This is a genomic window from Clostridium transplantifaecale (assembly GCF_900626075.1).
GTDB classification, from domain to species: domain Bacteria; phylum Bacillota; class Clostridia; order Lachnospirales; family Lachnospiraceae; genus Otoolea; species Otoolea transplantifaecalis.
Window position 1 is genome coordinate 699,880 of record NZ_UYZY01000001.1, and the last position, 24,125, is coordinate 724,004.

The 24,125-nt window shown below is 50.7% G+C and carries 16 protein-coding genes; 1 reads left to right on the top strand and 15 read right to left on the bottom strand.

Features of this window, described 5'->3' with window-relative positions:
• Positions 1-152 precede the first annotated feature (152 nt).
• On the bottom strand, positions 153-1,430 hold the full coding sequence (locus EJL91_RS03050; protein ID WP_125140482.1) for an O-acetylhomoserine aminocarboxypropyltransferase/cysteine synthase family protein: 1,278 nt from the start codon (positions 1,428-1,430) through the stop codon (positions 153-155).
• 381 nt (positions 1,431-1,811) lie between these two features.
• On the opposite strand from EJL91_RS03050, the gene EJL91_RS03055 reads away from it, so the two are divergent.
• Positions 1,812-2,918 carry a DUF362 domain-containing protein gene (locus EJL91_RS03055; RefSeq protein ID WP_125140483.1) on the top strand — a complete coding sequence of 369 codons (1,107 nt, stop codon included), beginning with the start codon at positions 1,812-1,814 and terminating at the stop codon, positions 2,916-2,918.
• Positions 2,919-3,244: 326 nt separating this feature from the next.
• Here EJL91_RS03055 and EJL91_RS25080 read toward each other — a convergent pair whose 3' ends face one another.
• From EJL91_RS25080 to smc, 14 genes are all read right to left on the bottom strand, one after another.
• Positions 3,245-3,460, bottom strand: coding sequence for a hypothetical protein (locus tag EJL91_RS25080; protein WP_206429465.1), 216 nt, complete (start codon positions 3,458-3,460; stop codon positions 3,245-3,247).
• A gap of 549 nt (positions 3,461-4,009) precedes the next feature.
• Positions 4,010-8,560: a PolC-type DNA polymerase III gene (locus EJL91_RS03065; RefSeq protein ID WP_125140484.1), complete on the bottom strand. Its 4,551-nt coding sequence runs from the start codon at positions 8,558-8,560 to the stop codon at positions 4,010-4,012.
• A 119-nt stretch (positions 8,561-8,679) separates the two neighbouring features.
• Positions 8,680-9,744 (bottom strand): flavodoxin-dependent (E)-4-hydroxy-3-methylbut-2-enyl-diphosphate synthase, encoded by a 1,065-nt coding sequence (gene ispG, locus EJL91_RS03070; RefSeq protein ID WP_125140485.1) that lies wholly within the window; start codon positions 9,742-9,744, stop codon positions 8,680-8,682.
• An 85-nt stretch (positions 9,745-9,829) separates the two neighbouring features.
• On the bottom strand, positions 9,830-11,014 hold the full coding sequence (gene rseP, locus EJL91_RS03075) for an RIP metalloprotease RseP (protein WP_125140486.1): 1,185 nt from the start codon (positions 11,012-11,014) through the stop codon (positions 9,830-9,832).
• A gap of 1 nt (position 11,015) precedes the next feature.
• The gene (locus tag EJL91_RS03080; RefSeq protein WP_125140487.1) at positions 11,016-12,158 is read right to left on the bottom strand and encodes a 1-deoxy-D-xylulose-5-phosphate reductoisomerase; all 1,143 of its coding nucleotides are present in this window, start codon (positions 12,156-12,158) and stop codon (positions 11,016-11,018) included.
• 81 nt (positions 12,159-12,239) lie between these two features.
• The gene (locus tag EJL91_RS03085) at positions 12,240-13,040 is read right to left on the bottom strand and encodes a phosphatidate cytidylyltransferase (protein ID WP_125140488.1); all 801 of its coding nucleotides are present in this window, start codon (positions 13,038-13,040) and stop codon (positions 12,240-12,242) included.
• 80 nt (positions 13,041-13,120) lie between these two features.
• Positions 13,121-13,864: an isoprenyl transferase gene (locus EJL91_RS03090; RefSeq protein ID WP_479723351.1), complete on the bottom strand. Its 744-nt coding sequence runs from the start codon at positions 13,862-13,864 to the stop codon at positions 13,121-13,123.
• Between the two features lie 130 nt (positions 13,865-13,994).
• Positions 13,995-14,549 carry a ribosome recycling factor gene (gene frr, locus EJL91_RS03095; RefSeq protein ID WP_125140489.1) on the bottom strand — a complete coding sequence of 185 codons (555 nt, stop codon included), beginning with the start codon at positions 14,547-14,549 and terminating at the stop codon, positions 13,995-13,997.
• 12 nt (positions 14,550-14,561) lie between these two features.
• Positions 14,562-15,263, bottom strand: a complete 702-nt coding sequence (gene pyrH, locus EJL91_RS03100; protein WP_125140490.1) for a UMP kinase — start codon at positions 15,261-15,263, stop codon at positions 14,562-14,564.
• Positions 15,264-15,627: 364 nt separating this feature from the next.
• Positions 15,628-16,938 carry an amidohydrolase gene (locus EJL91_RS03105; RefSeq protein ID WP_125140491.1) on the bottom strand — a complete coding sequence of 437 codons (1,311 nt, stop codon included), beginning with the start codon at positions 16,936-16,938 and terminating at the stop codon, positions 15,628-15,630.
• 29 nt (positions 16,939-16,967) lie between these two features.
• The gene (locus EJL91_RS03110) at positions 16,968-18,266 is read right to left on the bottom strand and encodes a chloride channel protein (protein WP_125140492.1); all 1,299 of its coding nucleotides are present in this window, start codon (positions 18,264-18,266) and stop codon (positions 16,968-16,970) included.
• Between the two features lie 19 nt (positions 18,267-18,285).
• Positions 18,286-19,560: a threonine ammonia-lyase gene (gene ilvA, locus EJL91_RS03115; protein WP_125140493.1), complete on the bottom strand. Its 1,275-nt coding sequence runs from the start codon at positions 19,558-19,560 to the stop codon at positions 18,286-18,288.
• Entirely contained in the window at positions 19,557-20,501 is a 945-nt protein-coding gene (ftsY, locus tag EJL91_RS03120; protein WP_125140494.1) for a signal recognition particle-docking protein FtsY, read from the bottom strand. The genes ilvA and ftsY overlap by 4 nt, the downstream gene beginning before the upstream one ends.
• Before the next feature lie 58 nt (positions 20,502-20,559).
• The gene (smc, locus tag EJL91_RS03125) at positions 20,560-24,120 is read right to left on the bottom strand and encodes a chromosome segregation protein SMC (protein WP_125140495.1); all 3,561 of its coding nucleotides are present in this window, start codon (positions 24,118-24,120) and stop codon (positions 20,560-20,562) included.
• Positions 24,121-24,125 lie beyond the last annotated feature (5 nt).

A 24,125-nucleotide genomic window follows, 5' to 3' on the forward strand; every position in this document is an offset into this window, starting at 1 on the left:
ATAGCAAAAGATTAACAAGCACTCGGCTGCATTACTGTAAAACTGCTTTTTTTACCAAACTGTATTTCTATTACGAAAGGGGGGTTTGCACTAAAAAAGAGGAAACAGTTTTAACTCTGTCTCCTCTTAAAATACTGCTTTTATTTCTATTTTTACTTAAGCGCCTGCCTGATATCCTCAATAATGTCATCTGCATTCTCAATGCCGACACTCAGCCTGATCAGGGACGGATCTACGCCCGCCTCAACCAGCTGTTCATTAGAAAGCTGACGGTGGGTATGGCTGGCCGGATGAAGCACGCAGGTGCGGGCATCGGCCACATGGGTAACGATGGCAGCCAATTTCAGCTTATCCATGAATTCAGCCGCAGCCTCGCGGCCTCCTTTCAAGCCGAATGCAATCACGCCGCAGGTTCCGTTCGGCATATACTTCATTGCCAGTTCATGATACTTGTCATCTTCAAGCCCCGGATAATTAATCCATGCAACCTCATCCTGGGCTTTCAGGAATTCGGCCACCTTCTGTGCGTTCTCACAGTGGCGCGGCATACGCAGATGAAGTGTCTCCAATCCGATATTTAAAAGAAACGCGTTCTGAGGCGCCTGGATAGATCCCAGGTCTCTCATTACCTGTGCCGTTGCCTTTGTGATATAAGCGCCTTTGCCAAATTTCTGTGTGTAAATGATACCGTGGTAAGAATCATCCGGAGTCGTCAGCCCGGGGAATTTCTCCGCATTGGCCTCCCAGTCGAAGTTGCCGCTGTCCACGATACATCCGCCCACGCTCATTCCGTGGCCGTCCATATATTTGGTCGTGGAATGGGTTACAATGTCTGCCCCCCACTCAAACGGGCGGCAGTTAATCGGCGTTGCGAATGTATTATCTACGATAAAAGGAACTCCATGTTTATGTGCGAGGGTTGCAAACTTCTCAAAGTCCAGCACCACCATAGCCGGGTTGGCAAGTGATTCACCGAATACACATTTCGTATTCGGACGGAATTCCTTCTCAATCTCGTCCGCGGGAGCATCCGGATCGACCAGTGTCACTTCAATGCCCATCTTCTTCATCGTAACAACGAAGAGGTTGGAGGTTCCGCCGTAAACAGTGGAGGAACAGATAAAATGATCGCCGGCATTACAGATATTGAACACGGCATAAAAATTGGCGGCCTGGCCGGATGAGGTCAGCATTGCCGCAGCTCCGCCTTCCATCTCACGTATCTTGTCTGCCACAGCGTCATTGGTGGGATTAGCAAGTCTTGTATAGAAATAGCCGTTCTCCTCCAAATCGAAAAGACGTCCCATCTGCTCACTGGTGGAATATTTAAATGTTGTGCTCTGATAAATAGGAAGTATCCTCGGCTCGCCATTCTTCGGCTGCCAGCCGCCCTGGATACAGGTAGTCTCAATTGAACGCTTTTGGCTCATTGGTGTGTCCTCCTCTGAATATAAATCATTAAAATATTGTAAAATTATTTTACAGTCTACCATAAAATCCCTGACAGTACAATATCACAGAGCGTATTTTCAAAATTTCTCCTGTCTGCCTTGAACATAAGCTGCTGTAAGAATACTCCCTTTAGCAAAAAGAGCTAACTCCCCTTCCCTATCTCAGGATAAACAGCATCATCGCCGCATTCTACAGTAGCATTCCTCCCCTCTTTGTGATATAATTTCAAAGAATTTATATTCACCAAAATCATATATAACAACCGTTTGGCCTTTTGCCGGTTTTTGTTCATTCCGTACCCGGCGGCTATAGCCAGGCGGCAGCAAATCAAGCACATAAAAAGACTCAGGGAGGTATCTATGACTGCTTCAAAAGTATACTACACAAATTTAAGGGCTACATTTTCCGAAAATCTTCTTCAAAAACTGGCCCGCCTCGTTAAGAGAGCCGGTATGCTGGAACAGATTGATTTTAAAAGCCAGTACACCGCCATCAAAATCCACTTCGGTGAGCCGGGTAATCTGGCCTATCTGCGCCCCAACTATTCAAAAGTCATTGTGGATTTGATCAAAGAACAGGGCGGCAAGGTCTTCCTCACCGACTGCAACACCCTCTATGTGGGCGGCCGTAAAAATGCATTGGATCACCTGGATTCAGCTTACACAAACGGATATAATCCTTTTACTACAGGCTGTCACCTTCTGATTGCCGACGGTCTTAAAGGCACGGATGAAGTCCTTGTACCAATCGACGGAGAATATGTCAAAGAAGCTAAAATCGGACGCGCTATCATGGATGCTGATATTTTCATCTCATTAAGCCATTTCAAGGGGCATGAAGCTACCGGCTTCGGCGGAGCTTTGAAGAATATCGGCATGGGCTGCGGTTCCCGGGCCGGAAAGATGGAGATGCACAATGCCACCAGTCCTTTTGTCCTGACAAAGCGCTGTATCGGCTGCGGAGCCTGCACACGCAATTGTGCCCATGATGCAATTACCATTACAGACAAAAAAGCATCTATTAATCCCGATAAATGTGTGGGATGCGGCCGCTGTATCGGTGTCTGTCCGGTGGATGCCGTCGCAAACCGCGGTGATGAGTCCAACGATATCTTAAATAAGAAAATTGCGGAATATTCCTATGCCGTTTTAAAAGACAGACCTCATTTCCACATCAGCCTCGTCGTAGATGTATCGCCATACTGTGACTGTCATGCGGAAAACGATGCCGCCATTATCCCCAACGTGGGAATGTTTGCTTCCTTCGATCCGGTTGCTCTTGATATGGCCTGTGCCGATGCCGTAAACAGACAGCCTGCTATTCCGGGAACGATTCTGGATGAGCGTGAGCACTGCCACCATGACCATTTCACGGATATCCATCCTGAGACAAACTGGAAGGTGGCTCTGGAACATGCTGAGAAGCTGGGCATTGGGACGATGGAGTATGAATTAATTGAGATTTGATAAAAAGTAAGAACGCCTCCGGGACGGCCGGGGTTCGGAATGGGGAGGGGAGGAGGAGTCTTCAGTCCCGGTTTGTAGGTTGTGGTGAGGGGGAATCCAGGGAAAAAAATTCCTATGGGGACTCGCTCCCGCTAATGGAATGCGCAGCGGATGCTAGATTCGGTAATACCTCATCAAGCACCGGCGGATTCCAAGGTCCCCTTCGGAAAGTTTTCTCCTTCCTTCCCCGGGTAGGTTATAGATGGGACTGAAGACTCAGCGAAGAGTGTTGCCCCGTCCCTGCGAGACATTGTCTACATTTTTTGCGTACTATTCCGGCCTCTGCTTTATATAGTTGGACTTTCTAAAAAGCGGATCGTTTTGTTTTCGCAGTTGAGTTCAGCTTCTATTCCGTACGGAATTATGGCAATCGGTTTGGCATGGCCGAAGTTTACATTGTAGAAGATTGGCAGTTCCGGTTGGCGGTCGATAAGCTCACAACCGCAACCGTATCTCCCCGCTTTAGCCTCTTCGGCTTTAACCTCTCCGAATTCATCATCCAGACATCCTCCTACTTAAAAGCAAAAAAAGCCTGCCCCTTAATCAAAAAAGAAACAAACTCTATCCATAAAACCCAATCGTATTCTACCACTCAACAATTCCCTATCAATCAAAAATGAATATCTCTAAACCTGGTATTTCTCCAAAATTGATTTCCCTCATCCAGGCATTCTCCACCTCACCCACATAGAGCTTCCGCCAAAAAAGCAGAAACAGCCACTCTCCACCCTCCCCCAAAAAAGAGGCTGCCATCATCGCCAACAGCCCCAGGGACGGGGCGGACAGCAACCCCGGCGTCTTCGGTCCCGGTCATAACCTGCCCCTGGGGAATGAGGGAGAAAAAGATTCCGGAGGGAACCTGAAGTCCATCGGCACTTACCGAGGTCTTTTCGAGGTTAGTGTCCGCTATGGACTTCGAAGAGCGCGAGCGTTTCCCGCAGGAACTTTTTCTGCCCGGATTCCCCGCGACCAAACCCAAACCGGGACTGAAGACTCACTCACTCCCACTCACCGCCCCGTCCCCGTCCTATCGGCGGCAGCCTCATTTTTCATCACATCACCATATCAAACAACGAAAGCTGATTACTCTCCGGCAGCGATCCCAGCAGCCCCAGTTCGCCCATCAAATCGCAGACCGTCTTTGTAACCTTCGTGCGGTTGATAAAGTCCTCTTTTGAGAGGAACGGTCCGTCCTCCGCGGCAAACACGATAGCATCGGCCGCTTTTTCCCCCAGTCCGTCGATACTGCTTAAGGAGGGCATCAGTTTGCCGTCTACAATCTGGAAACTTCGGGCGCTGGCCTTGAAAATGTCAATCGGCGTAAATTCAAAGCCTCTGGCATACATCTCCTGGACGATTCTCATGTCGCGGAGCGTATCCTGTTCTTTCTTTGAGAGGGTATCCGCCCTCTTTTTATAATCGGCAAGATGGTATTCCAGCTTCTCACGTCCCTGGCACATCAGAACGTAGGAAAAACCGCTGGCACGGATACTGAAGAATGCCGCGTAGTAAGCCAGTGGGTAGAATACCTTACAGTAGGCAATACGCCAGGCCATCATAACGTAGGCCGCCGCATGCGCTTTCGGGAACATGTATTTAATCTTTTTACACGACCATACATACCAGTCCGGTACGCCATGGTCAGTCATTTCTTTGATCCATTCGTCTTTCAGGCCTTTTCCTTTACGCACACTCTCCATGATGGTAAATGCCAGGCCCTCCTCCAGGCCCATGCTGATCAGGTAGACCATGATATCGTCTCGCGTACAGATGGCGGTCTGAATCGTTGCCTTTCCCTCCTGGATCAGGGTCTGGGCATTACCCAGCCACACGTCCGTACCGTGGGACAGACCGGAAATACGCACCAGATCCGAGAAATACTTCGGCTGGGCGTCGATTAACATCTGCATGGCAAAGTCGGTGCCGAACTCCGGGATTCCAAGGGCGCCCAGTTTACAGCCGCCGATATCCTCCGGCTCAATCCCGAGGGCCGATGTATTCTGGAACAGGCTCATAACCTCCTTTGAATCCAGCGGGAAATCCGTCAGAGGATCTTTTCCCGTCAAATCCTGGAGCATTCGTATCATGGTCGGATCATCGTGTCCCAGTATGTCGAGTTTTAAAAGGTTGTGGTCGATTGAATGGTAATCGAAATGGGTCGTAACCGTCTTGGTCGTCATATCGTCGGCAGGATGCTGGACCGGGGTAAAGGAATAAATCTCCTCCCCATGGGGAAGTACAATGATTCCTCCCGGATGCTGTCCCGTCGTCCTTCTGACTCCGACGCAGCCGCCGACAATCCTGTCTATCTCGCAGCGGCGCTTTCTCTGGCCTCTGTCCTCATAATACCCCTTCACATAACCGTACGCCGTTTTATCGGCCAGCGTGCCGATTGTCCCGGCGCGGAAGGTCTGCCCTTTGCCGAAGATAACCTCCGTGTAAGTATGGGCCCGGCTCTGGTACTCTCCCGAGAAGTTAAGATCGATATCAGGCTCCTTATCTCCCTTAAATCCCAGGAAGGTCTCAAACGGGATATCGAATCCGTCCTTTGTCAGGGGTTCGCCGCAGACAGGGCATTTCTTGTCCGGCATATCACAGCCGGCCATACCCGAAAACTTCTTTACCTCAGCCGAGTCAAAATCATAATAGTGGCATTTTGTACAGTAATAATGAGGACTCAGCGGATTTACCTCCGTGATACCCGACATCGTGGCTACCAGGGAAGAACCTACGGACCCCCTCGAACCTACCAGATAGCCGTCCTCATTAGACTTCCAAACCAGTTTCTGCGCAATGATATACATAACCGCAAAACCGTTGGAAATAATGGAGTTCAGCTCTCTTTCCAGACGGGCCACCACAATCTGCGGAAGGTCTTCACCATACATTTCATGGGCTTTGTTGTAACAGATGTTTCTCAGCGTCTCATCCGAGTTTGGGATAACCGGAGCACATTTATCCGGCCGGACAGGTTCAATCCGCTCGCACATCGCGGCAATCTTCCTCGTATTGGTGATTACCACCTCCTCGGCCTTGTCGCTTCCCAGGTATTCAAATTCTTTTAGCATCTCCTCCGTCGTCCGCAGGTAAAGGGGCGCCTGATCGTCGGCATCTTTAAATCCCTTGCTGGACATAATAATCCTCCGGTAGACCTCGTCCTCCGGATCCAGAAAATGTACATCGCAGGTCGCGCAGACCGGTTTATTAAACTGCACTCCCAGGTCCACAATCTTGCGGTTAATATCTTTTAAGTCTTCCTCGGAGCTTACCGGGCTCTTTTCATCCCTGAGCATAAATGCGTTGTTTCCCAGGGGCTGTATCTCCAGATAGTCGTAGAAGTCCACAATTTTATGTATCTCGGTATCCGGCACGCCGCGAAGCAGCGCCTGGTAAAGCTCCCCGGCCTCACAGGCGGAACCGATGATCAGTCCCTCCCTGTACTGGGTCAGCAGACTTCTCGGAATTCTCGGCCTCCTGGCAAAGTAGGTTAAGTTGGACTCAGAGACAAGGCGGTACAGGTTAATACGGCCCACATCATTCTTCGCCAGCAGGATAATATGGTAGGTGGGCATCTTTCGGATCATCTCCACCGTCATTTTGCTGAGCGCGTTCAGCTGCGTGAGGTCAAAAATATCGCGCTCCTTAAGCATCTTGATAAAACGGACAAAGATTTCAGCCGTAGCCCCGGCATCGTCCACCGCCCTGTGATGGTTTGCCAGCGAAATCTTAAGTTCCTTGGCAACCGTATCCAGCTTAAACCGGTTCAGGTTCGGCAGAAGCACGCGGGCCAGTGAAACCGTATCCAATACGGTCGGGTTGAATTCCAGGCCCTGCTGCCCCGCATTTTCCTTTATAAAACTGATGTCAAAACCGGCATTATGGGCAACCATAACCGAGCCCTCACAGAATTTCAGGAATTCCGGCAGGACTTTCTCTATTTTGGGTGCATCCAGAACCATGTTGTCGTTGATTCCGGTCAGCTTTTCAATCTCAAAGGGGATAGGCACGTCAGGATTGACGAAACTGCTGAATCTTCCGACAATCTTTCCTTCCTCCACCCTGACTGCGCCGATTTCAATAATCTTGTTTTTGACGGGACTGAAGCCCGTAGTCTCAATGTCAAAAACGACGCAGGTATGATCCAGGGTTTGTCCGGCGCCGTTCTCAACCAGGTCTTTCATATCATCGACCAGGTATCCCTCCACACCGTAGAGGACCTTGAAATTATCTCCCCTCTCCACCGAATGGTTGGCGTCCGGGAATGCCTGGGCGCAGCCGTGGTCTGTGACCGCCATAGCATCCATTCCCCACTGCTTGGCCCTTTTAATCAGGTCCTTGACCTCGGACACGCCGTCCATATCGCTCATCTTTGTATGGCAGTGGAGTTCCACTCTCTTAACCGGGGCATTGTCCATGCGCTTCGTCGTGAAGTCCTCGCACTTCTTGATTCCCACAACAGAACCGATGGTAAGTTCACCGTCAAAACGGTCGATGTTGGCCACACCCTTCAGTCTGACAAACTGCCCCGCCTTCGTCGCATTCTTCAGATCTTCCAGAGAATCCTCGCGGGCAAATATTTTGACGCTGATTGTATCGGTAAAGTCACTGATGCTGAAAATAAAGAGGGAATTTCCGCTCCGGAGTTCCCTGACATCCGTGGCAAAAATCTTTCCGCGGATGACAACCTCGCCGATTTCGCCCTCTATCTTCTCTATCTCCATAGATTCCTCATCGAAATCACGGCCGTAAAGGACATCTGGATTGTCCGATTTCTTGCCGTAGCCTGAACGGCGGTACTCCTTCTTGCCGTCCCTGCCGCCAAATTCGCCTTTCCCCTTTTTCCCGCTCTGAGCGCCGCCCTGTTTACCCTGAGCGGTTCTTCCTGCCGCTTCGGGGGAGGCTTTCTGTTTCTTCTCAGCCTGGAAATTAAGGTCTCCGACCGGTTTTAGCACTGTGCTCCCCTCGTCAAAGGGCAAATCCGCTGCCGGAGCGGAGGAATCTCCCTGCATCTGCGGCTCTGACGCGCTGCCATAAGACGACTGGGCGCCGTCCTGGTTCATATAAATGACGGCCGGTTCGTCCTCCACCCTCTTTCTCACCTGCGCAGGACGGTATGTAAGCTTTACTTCCATCGGAATATTACAGCGCTCCGTAAAAATCTTCTCCAGGATCCGCACCAGCTCCGGCGCCTTGTCCTTTGTGATCATTGTATCTTCCAGCTCCATCGTCAGAAGATCCTTGTCATCAAAGGCAAGCTCGGCCTTGCGGAACATGTTGTACAGGAGAATGCTGTAGTTTTTAAGCTCCATCAGGATACTGTCGCGGTATACGTCCATCAGTTTCCTGGGTGTATACTGGCCGGACAGATGGTATTTCTCCAAAATTTTGATTGTAACCGCTTTTCCGGGAAAGAGCTGGGTTTTAATGCCCTCCTCCAGCTTATAGATATTCTGTTTGTGAATCAGTCTGGGACTGTCGATATAAATGCGGATAGAGCTTCTATCCCTGGTCGTGGCTACCTTCTCCACTTTAACCAGCTCAAAAAGCTCTCTCACATTATCTGCAATATGTAAATCAGGAAATACTTCCAAAAACGATTTCATTCCATCACCTTATTTTTTTACGCTGTTTCCGCATTTTGTTATGGCATTACCCTGGAGCGTGTTTAAAAATTCATTTCCGCAATCCAAGGGCCTCACTTGGCGGCTCTTATCCTGTATTATTACAGTTTTCCGGCCAGCCTGTCAAGCTCTTCTTTGAGAGCCGGCAGAAGTTCTTCTTCCGGCACCTTTTTAAGCACCTCGCCCTTTTTAATCAGCAGCCCTTCCCCGATTCCGCCGGCAATTCCAAGATCGGCTTCCCTGGCCTCCCCGGGTCCGTTCACCACGCAGCCCATGACGGCCACCTTGATATCCAGATCATACTCCTGAACCATATTTTCCACCTTGTTTGCGAGTCCAATCAGATCGATGCTGGTTCTACCGCATGTCGGGCAGGAAACAACCTCAATGCCGCCTTTTCTGAGTCCCAGGGTGCGCAGGATCAGCTTCGCGGACTTCACTTCCTCCACCGGGCTTCCCGTCAACGAAACTCGGATGGTATCACCGATGCCCTTATTTAAGATAAGACCCAGGCCAATGGCCGACTTGATGTTGCCGGAAAGCAGGGTTCCCGCCTCCGTGATACCCACATGAAGCGGGTATCTCGTTTTTTTTGCAATCAGTTCATGGGCTTTTACACACATTAATACATCGGAGGACTTAATGCTGATTACCAGGTTATCATATCCCATCCGCTCGATCAGCGCCACCTTTTCAAGGGCGCTCCGGGTAATTCCCTCCGCCGTCACGCCGCCGTATTCTTCTATCAGATGTTTTTCCAGGGAACCGCTGTTGACGCCCACCCGGATCGGAATGCCATACTCCTTCGCCTTATCCACAACGGCCTGGACACGCTCCTCCGCCCCGATATTACCCGGGTTAATTCTGATTTTGTCGGCTCCGCACTCAATGGCGGCAATTGCCAGACGGTAATCAAAATGAATATCCGCCACCAGCGGAATCCGGATCGCCCTCTTGATCTCCGTCAGGGCCATGGCCGCTTCCATTGTCGGTACCGCCACACGGATGATATCACATCCCGCATTCTGCAGTTCCAGAATCTGGGCGACCGTTGCTTTTACATCCTCCGTCTTCGTATTGCACATCGACTGGATCAGAATCGGATTTCCGCCTCCAATGACCTTTTTTCCTATCTGAACCATCTTCGTTTCATCTCTGTACGCCATCTTAAACCTCCCGTGTATCCAGGTACTGCATCGCATAATTAATCCATTTCCGGTTCACGGCTAATGGTATAATGCAGCACTGCTGTTACAGCATATTCCTGATATCGTTAAACAGAATAAATACCATCAGTACCATCAGTACAGCCATGCCGGCCATGTGGATCATGCCTTCTTTTTCCCTGTCGATCGGCCTGCCTCTCAAAGCTTCCAGTATGATAAATACCAGACGGCCTCCGTCCAGCGCCGGGATCGGAAGCAGGTTCATGATCCCCAGGTTGGCGCTCAAAAGCACACACATATTAGCCAGATTGACAAGCACCACCATGAGCCCGTATTCACTGCTCTCCTTCACCGTGGTATCGATCATGGAAACAATGCGGACCGGTCCCGCAATATCGTCCGTGGTCACCTGCCGTTTTACAATCATCTCAAGACTCTTGAAGGTCAGGTTGATCCAGTACCTCAGCTCGTAGGCGCTGTACTTCGCCGTCACGAAAACGGATTCCGGCCGGTTGTAGACGCCTCCGCTGATTCCCATCATGTACGATTTATTTTCCTCGGAATATTTCGGTTCGAGCACCGCCTGATACAGCTTCTCTCCACGCCTGTACTCGATATTCAGGGTTTCCCCTTGGTGAAAACTCGTATAGGCAAGCACATCGCGGTATATTTTAATATTTTTTCCATTTATCTTAGTAATAACGTCCCCGGATTCCAGTCCCGCCTCCGCCGCCGGATAGCCCTCAACCACATCGTGAACCTGCGCCGGATCGTATCCCACATAACTGATTACGAAAAAGGCGCAGACAAATGCCAGTATAAAGTTAAAAATGGGTCCCGCCGCAATGACGAGGAAACGCGTCCACACCGATGTCTCATTGAATGAAACGCCTGTCGCACCCGACGCCAGCTCGATTCCCGCATAACTCCGCGTTTTTTCCGCATTCGTTTCGCCGTGGGCGTCCTCTGTACTTTTAAACTCATCTTCCCCGTAAGCTGCTTTACCGGCTATATCTGTTCTGGCCTTCTCATCCCTGTCTTCATCTGATAAATCGTCATCCTCTCCCAGCATCATGCAGGAACCCCCGAAAGGGAAGAGTTTGAGTGAATATCTGGTACCGCCCTTTACCATGCTTAAAAGCCTTGGTCCCATTCCCAGGGAAAATTCCACCACGCAGATTCCGCCGCGTTTTGCCAGCAGAAAATGCCCGAATTCATGAAACAGTATGATTAAACCAAATACAAGAATTGCCGCAAGTAAACTTAACAATCTACCACCTGCTCTCTATAAAGTCATAAGTTTCCTGCTCCGCGGAAAGAATCTCATCCACCGACGGATTCTCCACCACGTGATGCTGCTCCATCGCAGCTTCGATCATATCGGTTATCGCAAGGTATCCCGCTTTCCTGTCTAAAAACTTCCGGACCGCCAGCTCATTAGCCGCATTGAAAACGGTCGGCAGCGTCCCGCCGCGCTTTCCCGCCCTGTAAGCCAGAGAAAGCCCGTGGAAATTATCAAAATCAGGAGCTTCAAAGGTAATCTGCCCAAGTTTGGCAAAATCTAACCGCGCGCCGGGCAAAAACTTCCGTTCCGGATAATAGAGCGCATACTGAATCGGCAGCTTCATATCCGGTGTCCCAAGCTGGGCAATCACGGCGCCGTCGTCGAATTCAACCATGGAATGAATCACACTCTGCGGCTGAACCACAACCTGGACCTGATCCATCGTGACGCCGAAAAGCCACCTGGCTTCCATTACTTCCAGTCCCTTATTCACCATGGTGGAACTGTCGATGGTAATCTTCCTTCCCATCGTCCAGTTCGGATGCTTCAGCGCATCCTCCACCTGGATCTCTTTCATCTCTTCTCTCGTTCTTCCCCGGAAAGGACCGCCTGACGCAGTCAGAAGAATTTTATGTATCCGGTTCATCTTCTCGCCGTTTAAACTCTGGAAAATAGCGCTGTGCTCGCTGTCAACAGGCAGAATTTTCACATTTTTTTCCTGTGCCAGAGGCATAATGATATGGCCGGCCGTCACCAGCGTCTCCTTATTGGCAAGGGCAATATCTTTTCCGGCCTCCATCGCCGCGATTGTCGGCCTGATTCCAATCATTCCGACAATCGCCGTCACCAGTATCTCCGAGGACGGTTCGGTGGAAATCTCCAAGAGGCCTTCCATGCCGCTTACGATCTTCACATCCAGATCGCGGACGCGGCCTTTCAGTTCTGCCGCCTTTTTCTCATCCCAGACTGCGGCCAGTTTGGGACCAAATTCGCGGATTTGTTCTTCCAGAAGCGTGATATTGCTACCGGCAGCTAAAGCAGTCACTTCTATATCTTTATTCGTCCTGACCACGTCCAATGTCTGTGTCCCGATTGAACCGGTAGAACCCAGTATTGCTATTTTTTTCATCGTATCCTGTCTGCCTTTCTTCCGTACGCATCTACCGCTCCGATCATTCTATGCAGAGCGTCCTTTCCACGTACCTGATCACTATCCTAAAAATGTAAGCGCAAAGAATATGGCCGGCGCAGTAAATATCATACTGTCAAACCGGTCCAGGACACCTCCGTGCCCCGGAATCAGATGTCCGTAATCCTTTACGTTATGGTTTCTTTTGATGGCAGAGGCCGCCAGATCTCCAATCTGGGAGATGACCGCCGCGATTGTGCAGGCTCCCGCGCAGGCTGCCTGTGGGTTCGTAATCTCCGCCATACTGCCTCCAAATATGGACCCATAAGCAAAACCCAGTACGGCGGCTCCAATCACTCCGCCGACGGCCCCCTCGATCGTCTTCTTCGGGCTTAAAACCGGCGCCAGCTTGTGTTTTCCAAATAAAATCCCGCTGCAGTAAGCACATGTGTCACAGCCCCAGGAACTCAGGAAAATAAGCCATACAAGATATCTTCCGTCCGCCATCGTCCGCACCTGATAGAGGTAGGAAAGCATGACCGCAAGATAAAAGATGCCGAAAAACGCAACGGTCACCTGTTCCGTACCATAGTGGGGAAATGTGAATACATAAATTGTCATAAGCAGCATCAGAGCCGCAATCGCCATCAAAGTAACATATTTCTGCCCGTCGAACCACAATAGGCCATAGTAGGAAATACCGGCCATATAACCGATAAGTCCCAGACTCTTCTTTTCAATACCCATTACGCGGTATAATTCAAACATCCCGATCAGGGAGATCGCCGCAGTCACGCCGTACAGAAGTCCTCCTCCCGTACTTACCACAATTACAGCCAGAATTACAAGTATAATACCGCTTGTCAGCCTTGTTTTAAACATGGCTTCATCCTCCCTCAACTTGCCTGCAGACTGCACAGGTTTTATAAGACCCCAAAAGCCGCTTTGAATCACTATATCACTTATTTTACTCCGCCAAACCTTCTGTCTCTTTTATTATACTGGGCAATTGCCTTTAAAAGTTCTTCTTTATTAAAATCAGGCCACAGGCAGTCTGTGACAATAATCTCGCTGTATGCAAGCTGCCATAACAGATAATTGGAAAGACGGATCTCTCCGCTTGTGCGGATCAGGAGATCCGGATCCGGGATTCCCGCCGTATCCAGATAAGAGGCAACCACCTGCTCTGTGACGGAATCTGCCTCCAGTTTTCCTTCCCTGCAGTCCTCCATCATCTTTTTCACCGCCCTGGTGATCTCGTCTCTGCCGCCATAATTTACGGCAATGACAAACGTCATTCCCGAATTGTCTTTTGTCTCTCGCTCCAGTGTGTCGATTCCCTGAATAATATCTCTATCGAAACGGGTTCTGTCCCCGATCATTTTCACTCTGACATTGTTTGCTTTTGCTATTTTTAAAAGTCGTTTCAGATAGTAGCGGAAAAGCTGCATCAGCGCTCCCACCTCTTCCGTCGAACGTTTCCAGTTCTCTGTCGAAAAACCATATACGGTCAGATACTTAATTCCCAGCCTCGCGGCGTCTTCCACCGTCTGTTCCACCGTCACGCAGCCCTGCTTGTGGCCTGCAGTTCTCGGAAGTCCTCTTTTCTTTGCCCAGCGGCCGTTGCCGTCCAGAATCAGGGCAACATGTTCAGGAATGTTAAGGTCCGACTGTTCTAAATTGTTCTTATCCGTATTTTCCATCATTTCCTCCGATATGTGTATCTGTGTTTACCCGTAATCATTTCTTCATTTACCGATACCTACACAAAATCAGGGGCAGATTACCTGCCCCCTGTTATGCGGTTCAAACTTTGTGCTTTCCAGCTCAAAAGAATTAAACGGTCATGATTTCCTTGGTCTTTGCCTCCACCGCTTTGTCAATCCTCTCAATCATCTTGTCCGTCATCTTCTGGATCTTGTCCTCGCCCTCAGCTAATTCGTCTTCTGAAATATCGCCGGATTTCTCCATCTTCTTGATCACGTCGTTTGCATCACGGCGGATGTTGCGGACAGCGACCTTGGTGTTCTCGCCTTTTTTCTTAACGTCTTTAGCCAGTTCTTTTCTTCGTTCCTCGGTAAGCTCCGGGAAAACAAGGCGGATGGAACTGCCGTCGTTATTCGGGTTGATTCCCAGATCAGAAGTGAGAATTACCTTCTCAATATCCTTGATCAGCTTTCTCTCCCACGGCTGAATCAGGATCATCCTGGGTTCCGGTACGGAAATGTTAGCCACCTGCTGAAGCGGTGTGGGGGTGCCGTAATAATCAACTTTCAATTTGTCGAGCACATGCGGGTTGGCTCTTCCGGCGCGGATGGATGCGTATTCATCCAGCAGAACCTCGTAGGATTTCTCCATCTTATCTTCGTAAAGTTTAATCTTCTCCTGCATATAAACCTCCTGTTATGCGGTAACTACCGTACCATTTATTTTTCCCTGCATCGCGTTTACGATGCCGTCTTTTTCATTAAGGCTGAACACTGCCATCGGCACATGGTTTTCCATACACATGATGGATGCCGTTAAATCAACCACCGCCAGTTTTTTATCAATTACTTCCTGGATAGAAATCGTGTCGTACTTCTTAGCCGACGGATTCAGCTTCGGATCGCTGTCGTAAACGCCGTCGATCGCCTTCGCTAAGAGAATGCAGTCCGCATCCATCTCAATTGCCCGGAGGGCAACGCCTGTGTCAGTGGAGAAATACGGGTGGCCGGTGCCTCCTGCGAAAAACACTACAATTCCCTTTTCAAAATACTTGTTGGCTCTGTCTTTGGAAAAAAGCTTCGTCATAGAGCCGCACTCAAATGGAGTCAGAATCTGTGTCTTCATTCCACTGCTTCTGAAGATTTCGGATACATAGATACAGTTCATCACTGTGGCCAGCATACCGATCTGATCCGCCTTGGTTCTGTCGATCGCATTACTCTCACGGCCTCTCCAGAAATTACCTCCACCGATGACAACTCCCACTTCCATGCCGTTGTCAACTGCTGTTTTAACCTGTCTGGCAACCTCTTTCACCGTCTCTTCATCAAAGCCTGTCTTCTTGTCGCCTGCCAGAGCCTCACCACTCAGTTTAAGCAATACTCGTTTCATTTCCATAATAGGTCTTTCTCCCTGTGTATTTAGTTATGGGTGGCATCTCTGCCTCCTGTCCAGTCCGTGGTCAGGAAACATATTTTTCCGTGCCATGCTTTAACATTGTTATTTTACCACAAAAGAATAAATTGTGCGATAAAAATTTCATAAAATAGAATTTAATTGAGAAATGAGGACGCCTCTGTATGACGGCGGACGGGGGAGTGGGTGAGGATGGATGAGTCTTCAGTCCCGGTTTGTAGGTTGTCGTGAGGGGGAATCCAGGAGAAAAAATTCCTCCCCACGACAACCTCCCAATCGGGACTGAAGACTCAACCAACCATCCTCTCCCGTCCGCCGTCTTATCAGAGGCGTCCTCGCCTCCCAACTAAATATAAGATTCCGCCGCCTTCCGGAAACTCCCAATCCCATCCTCCATCTCTTTCCGGATCTTCTCCAAATCAGCATATACCAGCCGCTTTCCTCTTACCAGCACCTTCCCGCCGACCATCACCAGTTCCACATTAGATGCGTTGGCTGAGTAGACAAGCGCGGAGTATGGGTCGTAGCATGGGAACATGTTGACGGAGTCTGTTTCTACCAAGACCATATCCGCCTTTTTTCCGGGTTCCAGGGAACCCAGGGCAGTTTCCATGTGGAGGGTTTTTGCGCCTCCTGTCGTAGCGAGTTTTACAATCTCTTTTGCTGGGAAAAGACTTCTGTCGCGGTTTTCTGTTTTATGGAAGGAGGCGAACAGGCGCATCTGGGTGAAGAGGTCCAGTGTGTTGCCAGAGGAGGCTCCGTCCGTGCCGAGGCCCACCGGGATCCTGGCTGCCAGAAGATCTTTTACCGGGGCTACGCCTTTGCCCGCCTTGGTGTTGGAGCCGATACAGTGGCTGACCGTGGCTTTGCTCTCCGAAAGCAGGGAGATGTCGCGCTCCGTCAGATGGATGCAATGGGCCGCCAGGAGATGGTCTCCCAGGACGCCGAGGGTGTTCAGGAACTCAATGGGCGTCTGGCCGTATTCGTCTTTGAAATACTTTAATTCGTAGTCCATCTCGCTGGCATGGAGTGTGCAGAGCGTGTCGTATTTGAGCGCCGTTTCATATGCTTTTTTAAGCATCTCGGCGCTGTTCGTGTTGGTTGCGTGGGGGGCGATGATGGGAGTTACCAGTTCATGTCCCTTCCATGCCTTAATGAATTCTTCCGCCAACAGAAGGCCGCCGTACGGCTCTTCGCTGTCACATGTCCTCTGCCCGATTACAGTCTCTCCCAGGACGCCGCGGATGCCGAGTTCCTCGCAGGCTTTTGCCACCTCATCCTCAAAATAATACATGTCCGTAAAAGTGGTCACACCCGCCAGGAGCATCTCGCAGATTCCGTATCTGGCGGAGAGGGCTACGAGTTCTTTTGTCATGGCCTCATTCTCTAACGGAAACAGGAAACGTCGCAGACGGTCGGGACAGTCGTCCCCCAGACTGCGGAACGGCATCATCGGGACATGGCAGTGGGTATTAATAAAGCCGGGGAGGAGAATTCCTCCGCCGGCATCGATTGTCTCATCCGCCTCGGGAAGAACTTCTTTCTCCTCTCCCAGCTCCTCAATTCTGCCGTCCCTTGTAAGGACGTAGCCGGGTGCGTAAAGGTGCATTTCCTCATCCATTGTGAGGACCGTTGCATTTTTAATCAAAATTTTCATTCCATGTACCTCTCTCCGTCACCCTGCCTCTATTCCTCAGGGGATGTGAAGTTCTTTCTCTGATATGGGATAAAGTCGTTGGTCTTGCGGTTGATATATTCTGTTTTCGTCTTGGAATAGACAAATTTCTGGCTGGAATACAGGCTGTAGTATCCGGACAGGGTAAAACTTACCGCGATTATCACAACAAAATACGGCATTGCCGAGTATCCGAACAGTTCAAGGCCCAAAAGCAGAGTCGTGATCGGACAGTTTGTCACGCCTACGAAGAGAGCCAGCATTCCGCTGGCCGCCATCAGCCCGTGTGGCTGGCCGGTCAGCATGGCAAAGGTACAGCCAAACGTCGCGCCGATCGTCAGGGTCGGGACTATCTCGCCTCCCTTAAATCCGGCTTCCAGCGTGACGGCGGTAAACAGGATTTTCCATAAGAACGCGGTGTAATCCACTTCACCCTCAAAACATTTTTCAATCAACTGGATGCCGCTTCCGTTGTAGTCGATGTTTTTGGTCACCATGGTCAGCACGATCACGAGAAGGCCGCCCACGGCAATCCTTTTGGCAGGTGACGGAAAGTGTTTGACATACAGATGGCCCGCGCCGTGCAGCACGATACAGAACAGCTCCGCAACAAGGGCGCAGAGAATTCCCAGAATCACAATCATCACACCCATTTTAAGGCCGAACTCCGGAACTGCCCCGATTGGGAACGCCTCCGGATGCAGACCCAGATGCTTTGCCACCGCCGCCCCCAGGTACGAAGAAAAAATACAGGGGACTAACGCGGCGTAATACATGACGCCGATGCTGATGACTTCCATTGAAAATACGGCAGCCGCCACCGGTGTTCCGAACAGGGCGGCAAAGGCCCCGCTCATTCCGCACATGACGGCGATTTTTATATCTTTTTCATCCAGGCGGAGGGCTTTTCCTATCTGGTTGCCGATGCTCCCGCCCATCTGGAGGGCAGCTCCCTCCCTTCCGGAGGAACCGCCTGCAATGTGTGTCAGAAGAGTTCCTATGAAAACGGCGGGAGCCGTCCCAAAGGTAATCTCCGTTCCTGAATAAATGGACTCTATTACCATGTTGGTTCCACGGTTCTTATCCTCTTTAAGCAGATGATATACGCCGGTAATCAGAAGGCCGCAGACCGGGAGGAACAGAATCGTCCATGGATGGCTCCTGAAATAGGCAGACACCCACAGAACGGCATGGCCGAAGGCCGTCCCCACCAGTCCCGTCACCAGTCCGATTATGACGGATATCGCACTCCACTTGACAAAATAATGAAGGTTTTTGCCAAGGGGTGTATTTTTATCAAATTGATACATACCATTTCCCTTTTCAGCGTTATGCTTCGTAAATTCCTTTTGATTTAACGAGTTTCGGGCGGTATCCGGCCGCTTTCAGCGCATCTACAATCCTTTCTTTGTGCTCTGTGCCAAACGCTTCCACGGTGATGCGCAGCTCCACTGCCGCGTTACGGTTGATGCTGACGAACTGGTTGTGCTCCAGTTTGATAACATTACCCTGTTCCGCAGCCATGAGGGTGGAAACCTTAGCAAGCTCTCCCGGCTTGTCGGGAAGGAGTACGGAAACGGTGAAGATACGATCCCTCTGGATCAGGCCGTGCTGTACAATGGAGGCCATTGTAATTACATCCATGTTTCCTCCGCTCAGGATGGAAACAATCTTTTTCTTATTGACATTCAGATGTTTTAAAGCCGCCACGGTCAGAAGGCCGGAATTTTCCACGATCATCTTGTGGTTCTCCACCATGTCCAGGAAGGCAACGATCAGTTCGGAGTCCTCGATTGTGATAATCTTATCCACATTCTCCTGTATGTACGGAAGCAGAAGATCGCCCGGGGTCTGTACCGCCGTGCCGTCCGCGATGGTATTCACGGAAGGAAGGGACACGATTTTACCCGCTTTCAGGGACTCCTGCATGCAGTTTGCGCCGGCAGGCTCCACTCCGATAATTTTGATCTTTGGGTTTAAAAGCTTTGCCAGTGTGGCCACGCCGGTGCAGAGGCCGCCGCCGCCGATAGGCACCAGGATATAGTCGACCGTCGGAAGCTCTTTGATGATTTCCATAGCTATGGTTCCCTGTCCGGTCGCCACGTCCAGATCATTGAACGGATGGATGAATGTATAGCCGTGCTCCACAGCCAGCTCATTGGCATGGGCCAGGGCCTCGTCAAACACGTCTCCGCACAGAACCACCTCGGCCCCGTAGCTTCTCGTCCTGTTCACCTTCATAAGGGGCGTTGTGGTAGGCATAACAATTACCGCCTTGATTCCCGCCAGCTTGGCCGCGTAAGCGACTCCCTGGGCATGGTTGCCGGCGGAGGCCGTGATCAGCCCCTTGCTCTTTTCTTCTTCTGTCAGCGTGCTGATCTTATAGTATGCTCCGCGGACCTTGTAGGCTCCCGTATACTGCATATTTTCAGGTTTAAAGTAAACCTTGTTTCCCGTCATGTTAGAAAAATGTTCACTGTATACAAGCTTTGTCTCAGAGATCACTTTTGTGACGGCTTCCGTCGCTTCTTCGAATTTCTCCAGTGTCAGTTTTTCGTCCATTTCACTTTCTCCTCTTACTTCCTCTTCTAATTCCCCGTTCATTCCACTCTCTCCTCCGGCCGTTTAAATAACGCGTTTACAAAATCATTGGCATCAAATTTCTGCAAATCATCTATCTTTTCTCCGATTCCCACATACTTCACCGGTATTCCCAGTTCCGACTGGATTGCCACGGCGATTCCGCCCTTGGCCGTCCCGTCCAGCTTGGTCAAGATAATTCCAGTGATATCGGCCACTTCCATGAACTGTTTGGCCTGTGAGAGGGCGTTCTGGCCGGTGGTTCCGTCCAGCACGACAAGCGTCTCTCTGTATGCATCCGGGTATTCCTTGTCAATAATCCGGTTGATCTTTTTAAGCTCCTCCATCAAGTTCTTCTTGTTGTGGAGCCTGCCCGCGGTATCGCAGATCAGAACGTCCGCATTTCTCGACTTCGCCGCCGCAATCGCGTCGAAAATAACGGCTGCCGGGTCGGAACCCTCCTGCTGGGCAATCAGTTCCACGCCCGCCCGGTTGGACCATTCCGTAAGCTGCTCTATCGCCGCAGCGCGGAAGGTGTCGGCCGCAGCCAGGATTACCTTCTTACCCTGGTCCTTTAACTGGCCGGCAAGCTTGCCGACCGATGTGGTCTTGCCTACGCCGTTTACGCCAATCACAAGGACAACGGACTTTCTGTTCTCAAATTCATATGCATTCTCACCCAGATCCATCTGGCCTTTAATGCTGTTGATCAGAAGTTCCTTGCACTCCGACGGCTCCTTGATGTGGTTCTCCTTCACCTTCTGGCGCAGATCCTCCACGATTGCCATCGTTGTCTGGATTCCCAAATCTCCCATAATCAGGGTCTCTTCTATCTCCTCGTAAAAGTCGTCGTCAATCGCGGAAAAACCGCTGAAAATCGAATCAATTCCCGATACAATGGAATTCCTGGTCTTTGTAAGACCTTCCACCAGACGGCCAAAAAAGCCTTTTTTCCCTTCACTCATCTCCTGTTTCCTCCTCTATCTGCTCTTCCGGTTATGATTGGTCCTGGTCATTGTTATGTCATTGTTCCAGCTTATCCTCAATCAGGCTGACGGAAACCAGGGTCGACACTCCCTTTTCCTGCATCGTGATGCCGTAGAGGCGGTCTGAGGCAATCATGGTTCCCCTTCTGTGGGTGATAACGATAAACTGCGTGTATTTTGTAAGCTTGTGCAGGTATCCTGCAAAGCGGTCAACGTTGGAATCGTCGAGCGCCGCCTCGATCTCGTCCAGGAGACAGAAGGGCGACGGTTTCAGGTTCTGGATAGCGAACAAAAGGGCAATCGCGGTGAGCGCCTTCTCTCCGCCGGAAAGCTGCATCATATTCTGCAGTTTCTTGCCCGGGGGCTGTGAGATAATTTGAATCCCGGCTTCCAGGATGTCCTCATCCTCCTGAAGTTCCAGGGCTCCGTGGCCTCCTCCGAACAGCTCTTTAAAGACCTTGTCGAACTCCTGTCTGATTTCCCGGAATTTTTCTTCGAACTGCCTGCGCATTCCCATGTCCAGCTCGTCGATAATCTTTAAAAGCGTCTCCTCCGCCGTGATCAGGTCGTCGTGCTGCGTTTTCATGAACTCGTACCGTTCCGACACCTCTTTATAATCCTCGATGGCATTGACATTGACGTTTCCAAGCGCTTTGATCTGCGTCTTCAGTTTTTCAATTTGCTTTTTCATCTCGGAAACCGGACCCAGTTCCACGTTCCTCAGCTTTTCAGCCGTGGACCAGGTGAGTTCGTACTCATTCCACATGTAATTCGTCTGGTTTTCCATCCGTTCCGACAGTTTTTCCTTCTGGCTCTGAAGCCGGAATAAATCCCGGTCCAGAAGGTTCATCCGTTCGGACAGTTCTTCCTTTTTGTCAAAAAAGGTCTTCTGCCTTCCCGTCTTCTCCTCTTTTTCCCTTACCTTCTCAGCCATGGACTGTTCCAGTTCAAGAGAATTAGTAAGAGTTTCCTCTATCTGCAGTTTCAGGGCCTCAATCTCCGCCTGTTTCGCTTCGATGGTCCGGCTGCTGTCGCTGCCGCCCTGCGCCAGCTCTTCTTTTTCAAGCTTCAGTCTGGAAATTTCATCACAGACACGCTTTATGTTCTCCTGGATGAAGCTGTCCTGCTGTTTCACCTGGGCCGCTTTTAATTGTACGGCGGAAAGTTCCGATGCATTCGTCTCCCGCTCCAATTTGAGGACTTCCAGCTTTCCGGTATGTTCTTCCACTTCCCTGTTTTTAAGCTCCCCGAGTGCAATCAGGCGCCCGGCTTCCTCTAAAAGCTGGGCACGGTTCTCCTTCAGCTCCTTTAACTGCTCCTCCAGCTCCCTGTTTTCGGCAACCAGATCCGCGGAAGATTCCACAATCTCGCGCTTCTTTCCCTCCATTCCGGAAAGGTTCATCTGCGCCGTGTTCTCTTCGATGTATGCGGCCTGTTTCTCCGTCTTTACTTTCTCCAGGGCTTCTTTTGTCTCGGCCAGGACTCCCTCATTTAAAACCAAGTCCTTCTGTATCTCATCCACCGTGACCAGGGCTTTTCTGCATTTTTCTTCCAGTTCCTCTATCTCTCTTCTGCGTCCCAGAAGATTGCTGCTGTTCTTGAAAGCGCCTCCCGTCATCGAACCTCCGGCATTTAAGAGTTCTCCTTCCAGGGTGACGATTCTCAGGGAATATCTGTATTTCTTCGCCAGCGCGATAGCATTGTCGATGTGGTCGACCACGACGACGCGGCCTAACAGGTAGCCTGCCAGTCCCTCATATTGTTTGTCCACCGTCACCAGTTCATTCGCGAGGCCTAAAACGCCTTTTTCCTTCAGGGCGCCTCCCTGGTTAAAAGTTCCCTTGTTCGAGACGCTGGTGAGCGGAAGGAAGGTAGCCCTGCCGTATTTATTCTTTTTCAGATATTCGATGAGCTGCTTGGCCGTGTGTTCCGAATTGGTGACAATGTTCTGGATGCTGCCGCCGAGAGCCGTCTCAATCGCTATCTCATATTCTTTAGTCGTGGAAATAAGGTCGGCCACAACGCCGTGGATTCCATAGATGCGGTCCCTGACCTCCATGACGCGGCGTATGCTGTTGCCGTAGCCGTCGTACCGTTCCGCCAGGTTCTTAAGCGATTCCATCTTCGTGTAGCTCGTGTGGTATTCCTGCTGGGTGGAATTTAAGTTTCTGCCGAGGCGTTTCACTTCCTCGTCGGCCGCTGCGGCCTCCGCCGTCAGGGCATTCTCCCTCTCATTAAGCTCTGAAAGCCTGGTTTCTATCTCCTTAAGCTTTGCCTCCTCTTCCTTCAGGGCCTCGTCCTGTACGGATTCGTCGCTCTTAAACTTCAGGAGCTTCTGGATGACCTCCGCCCTGCGCACATCCACCTGTTCCAGCATCGTCTCATAGCGCTGCTGTCTGGCGGCCAGCCCGGCTTTTTCATTCAGGGCGCGGATAATCTCCGCCTTGGCCTCCTCTATCATCGTTTCAAGGGACTGCAGCTCCCCGTCTTTTACGGCCAGGGCCTGTTCCGCCGCAGCCAGGCTCTCCGTCACTTCTTTAATTCTCCGCGACAGTTTGGCCCGCTCGTTTTCGTATTCTTCCCTGCCTTTATCTCTCTGGGCAATCTCGCCGTCAATCGAACTTACACGGTTTTTAATATGTTCCTCATTCATCCGCTCCGTGTTGATCTGCTCTCCCAGAACCCGGATATGGCCCTCTAAGCTTTCCCTCGACAGCCCGGCCCGGTTCAGGGCGTCCCGTCTTTCCGAAATCAGTTCTTCCAGCCCTTCCACCGTCCGGCTGAGTTCATCGTACTCGGCCTTCAGCCTGGCCGACTCGCTCCTCACCGTCTCCAAATCGCCGGTTACAACGGTTTCCCGCTCTTCCAGCTCCTTCAGCTGGCCCTTCAGGGCTTCCGTCTCGTTTAAGAACAGGTTGGCATCATAGGTTTTCAGGCTTTCTTTTAAACGCAGGTACTCCCTGGCGGCATCCGACTGCTTTGCAAGGGGGCCGACCTGTTTTTCAAGCTCCGACAGAATATCGGAGACGCGGACCAGGTTCTGCTTCTCGTCCTCCAGTTTCTTCTGGGCGATCAGCTTTCTGCGCTTGAACTTGACGATACCTGCGGCTTCGTCGAAGAGTTCGCGCCTCTCCTCCGGCTTACCGCTCAGAATCTTATCAATCTGGCCCTGTCCGATAATGGAATAGCCCTCTTTACCGATTCCCGTGTCGTAAAAAAGCTCGTTAATGTCCTTCAGACGGCAGGAACTGCCGTTAATCTTGTATTCACTCTCACCGGAACGGTAAAGACGCCTTGAAATCGTGACCTCGTCAAAGCTGATCGGCAGCTTGTGATCCGAATTGTCCAGCGTGATTGCCACATAGGCAAAACCCTGGGGTTTGCGCATCTGTGTCCCGGAAAAAATGACGTCCTGCATCGAGCCGCCCCTGAGCTGCTTGATTCGCTGTTCTCCGAGAACCCAGCGGACCGCGTCGGCGACATTGCTCTTGCCGCTGCCGTTCGGCCCTACAATACCCGTGATACCGTTATGAAATTCAAAAAGGATTTTATTGGCAAATGACTTAAATCCCTGGATCTCAATACTTTTTAAATACATACTCC

Bases quoted from the DNA above. Each gene is read 5' to 3' on its own strand.
- EJL91_RS03050 (WP_125140482.1), bottom strand. From the start codon at position 1,430: ATGAGCCAAAAGCGTTCAATTGAGACTACCTGTATCCAGGGCGGCTGG.
- EJL91_RS03055 (WP_125140483.1), top strand. From the start codon at position 1,812: ATGACTGCTTCAAAAGTATACTACACAAATTTAAGGGCTACATTTTCC.
- EJL91_RS03065 (WP_125140484.1), bottom strand. From the start codon at position 8,560: ATGAAATCGTTTTTGGAAGTATTTCCTGATTTACATATTGCAGATAAT.
- ispG (WP_125140485.1), bottom strand. From the start codon at position 9,744: ATGGCGTACAGAGATGAAACGAAGATGGTTCAGATAGGAAAAAAGGTC.
- EJL91_RS03080 (WP_125140487.1), bottom strand. From the start codon at position 12,158: ATGAAAAAAATAGCAATACTGGGTTCTACCGGTTCAATCGGGACACAG.
- EJL91_RS03085 (WP_125140488.1), bottom strand. From the start codon at position 13,040: ATGTTTAAAACAAGGCTGACAAGCGGTATTATACTTGTAATTCTGGCT.
- EJL91_RS03090 (WP_479723351.1), bottom strand. From the start codon at position 13,864: ATGATGGAAAATACGGATAAGAACAATTTAGAACAGTCGGACCTTAAC.
- frr (WP_125140489.1), bottom strand. From the start codon at position 14,549: ATGCAGGAGAAGATTAAACTTTACGAAGATAAGATGGAGAAATCCTAC.
- pyrH (WP_125140490.1), bottom strand. From the start codon at position 15,263: ATGGAAATGAAACGAGTATTGCTTAAACTGAGTGGTGAGGCTCTGGCA.
- EJL91_RS03105 (WP_125140491.1), bottom strand. From the start codon at position 16,938: ATGAAAATTTTGATTAAAAATGCAACGGTCCTCACAATGGATGAGGAA.
- EJL91_RS03110 (WP_125140492.1), bottom strand. From the start codon at position 18,266: ATGTATCAATTTGATAAAAATACACCCCTTGGCAAAAACCTTCATTAT.
- ilvA (WP_125140493.1), bottom strand. From the start codon at position 19,560: ATGAACGGGGAATTAGAAGAGGAAGTAAGAGGAGAAAGTGAAATGGAC.
- ftsY (WP_125140494.1), bottom strand. From the start codon at position 20,501: ATGAGTGAAGGGAAAAAAGGCTTTTTTGGCCGTCTGGTGGAAGGTCTT.
- smc (WP_125140495.1), bottom strand. From the start codon at position 24,120: ATGTATTTAAAAAGTATTGAGATCCAGGGATTTAAGTCATTTGCCAAT.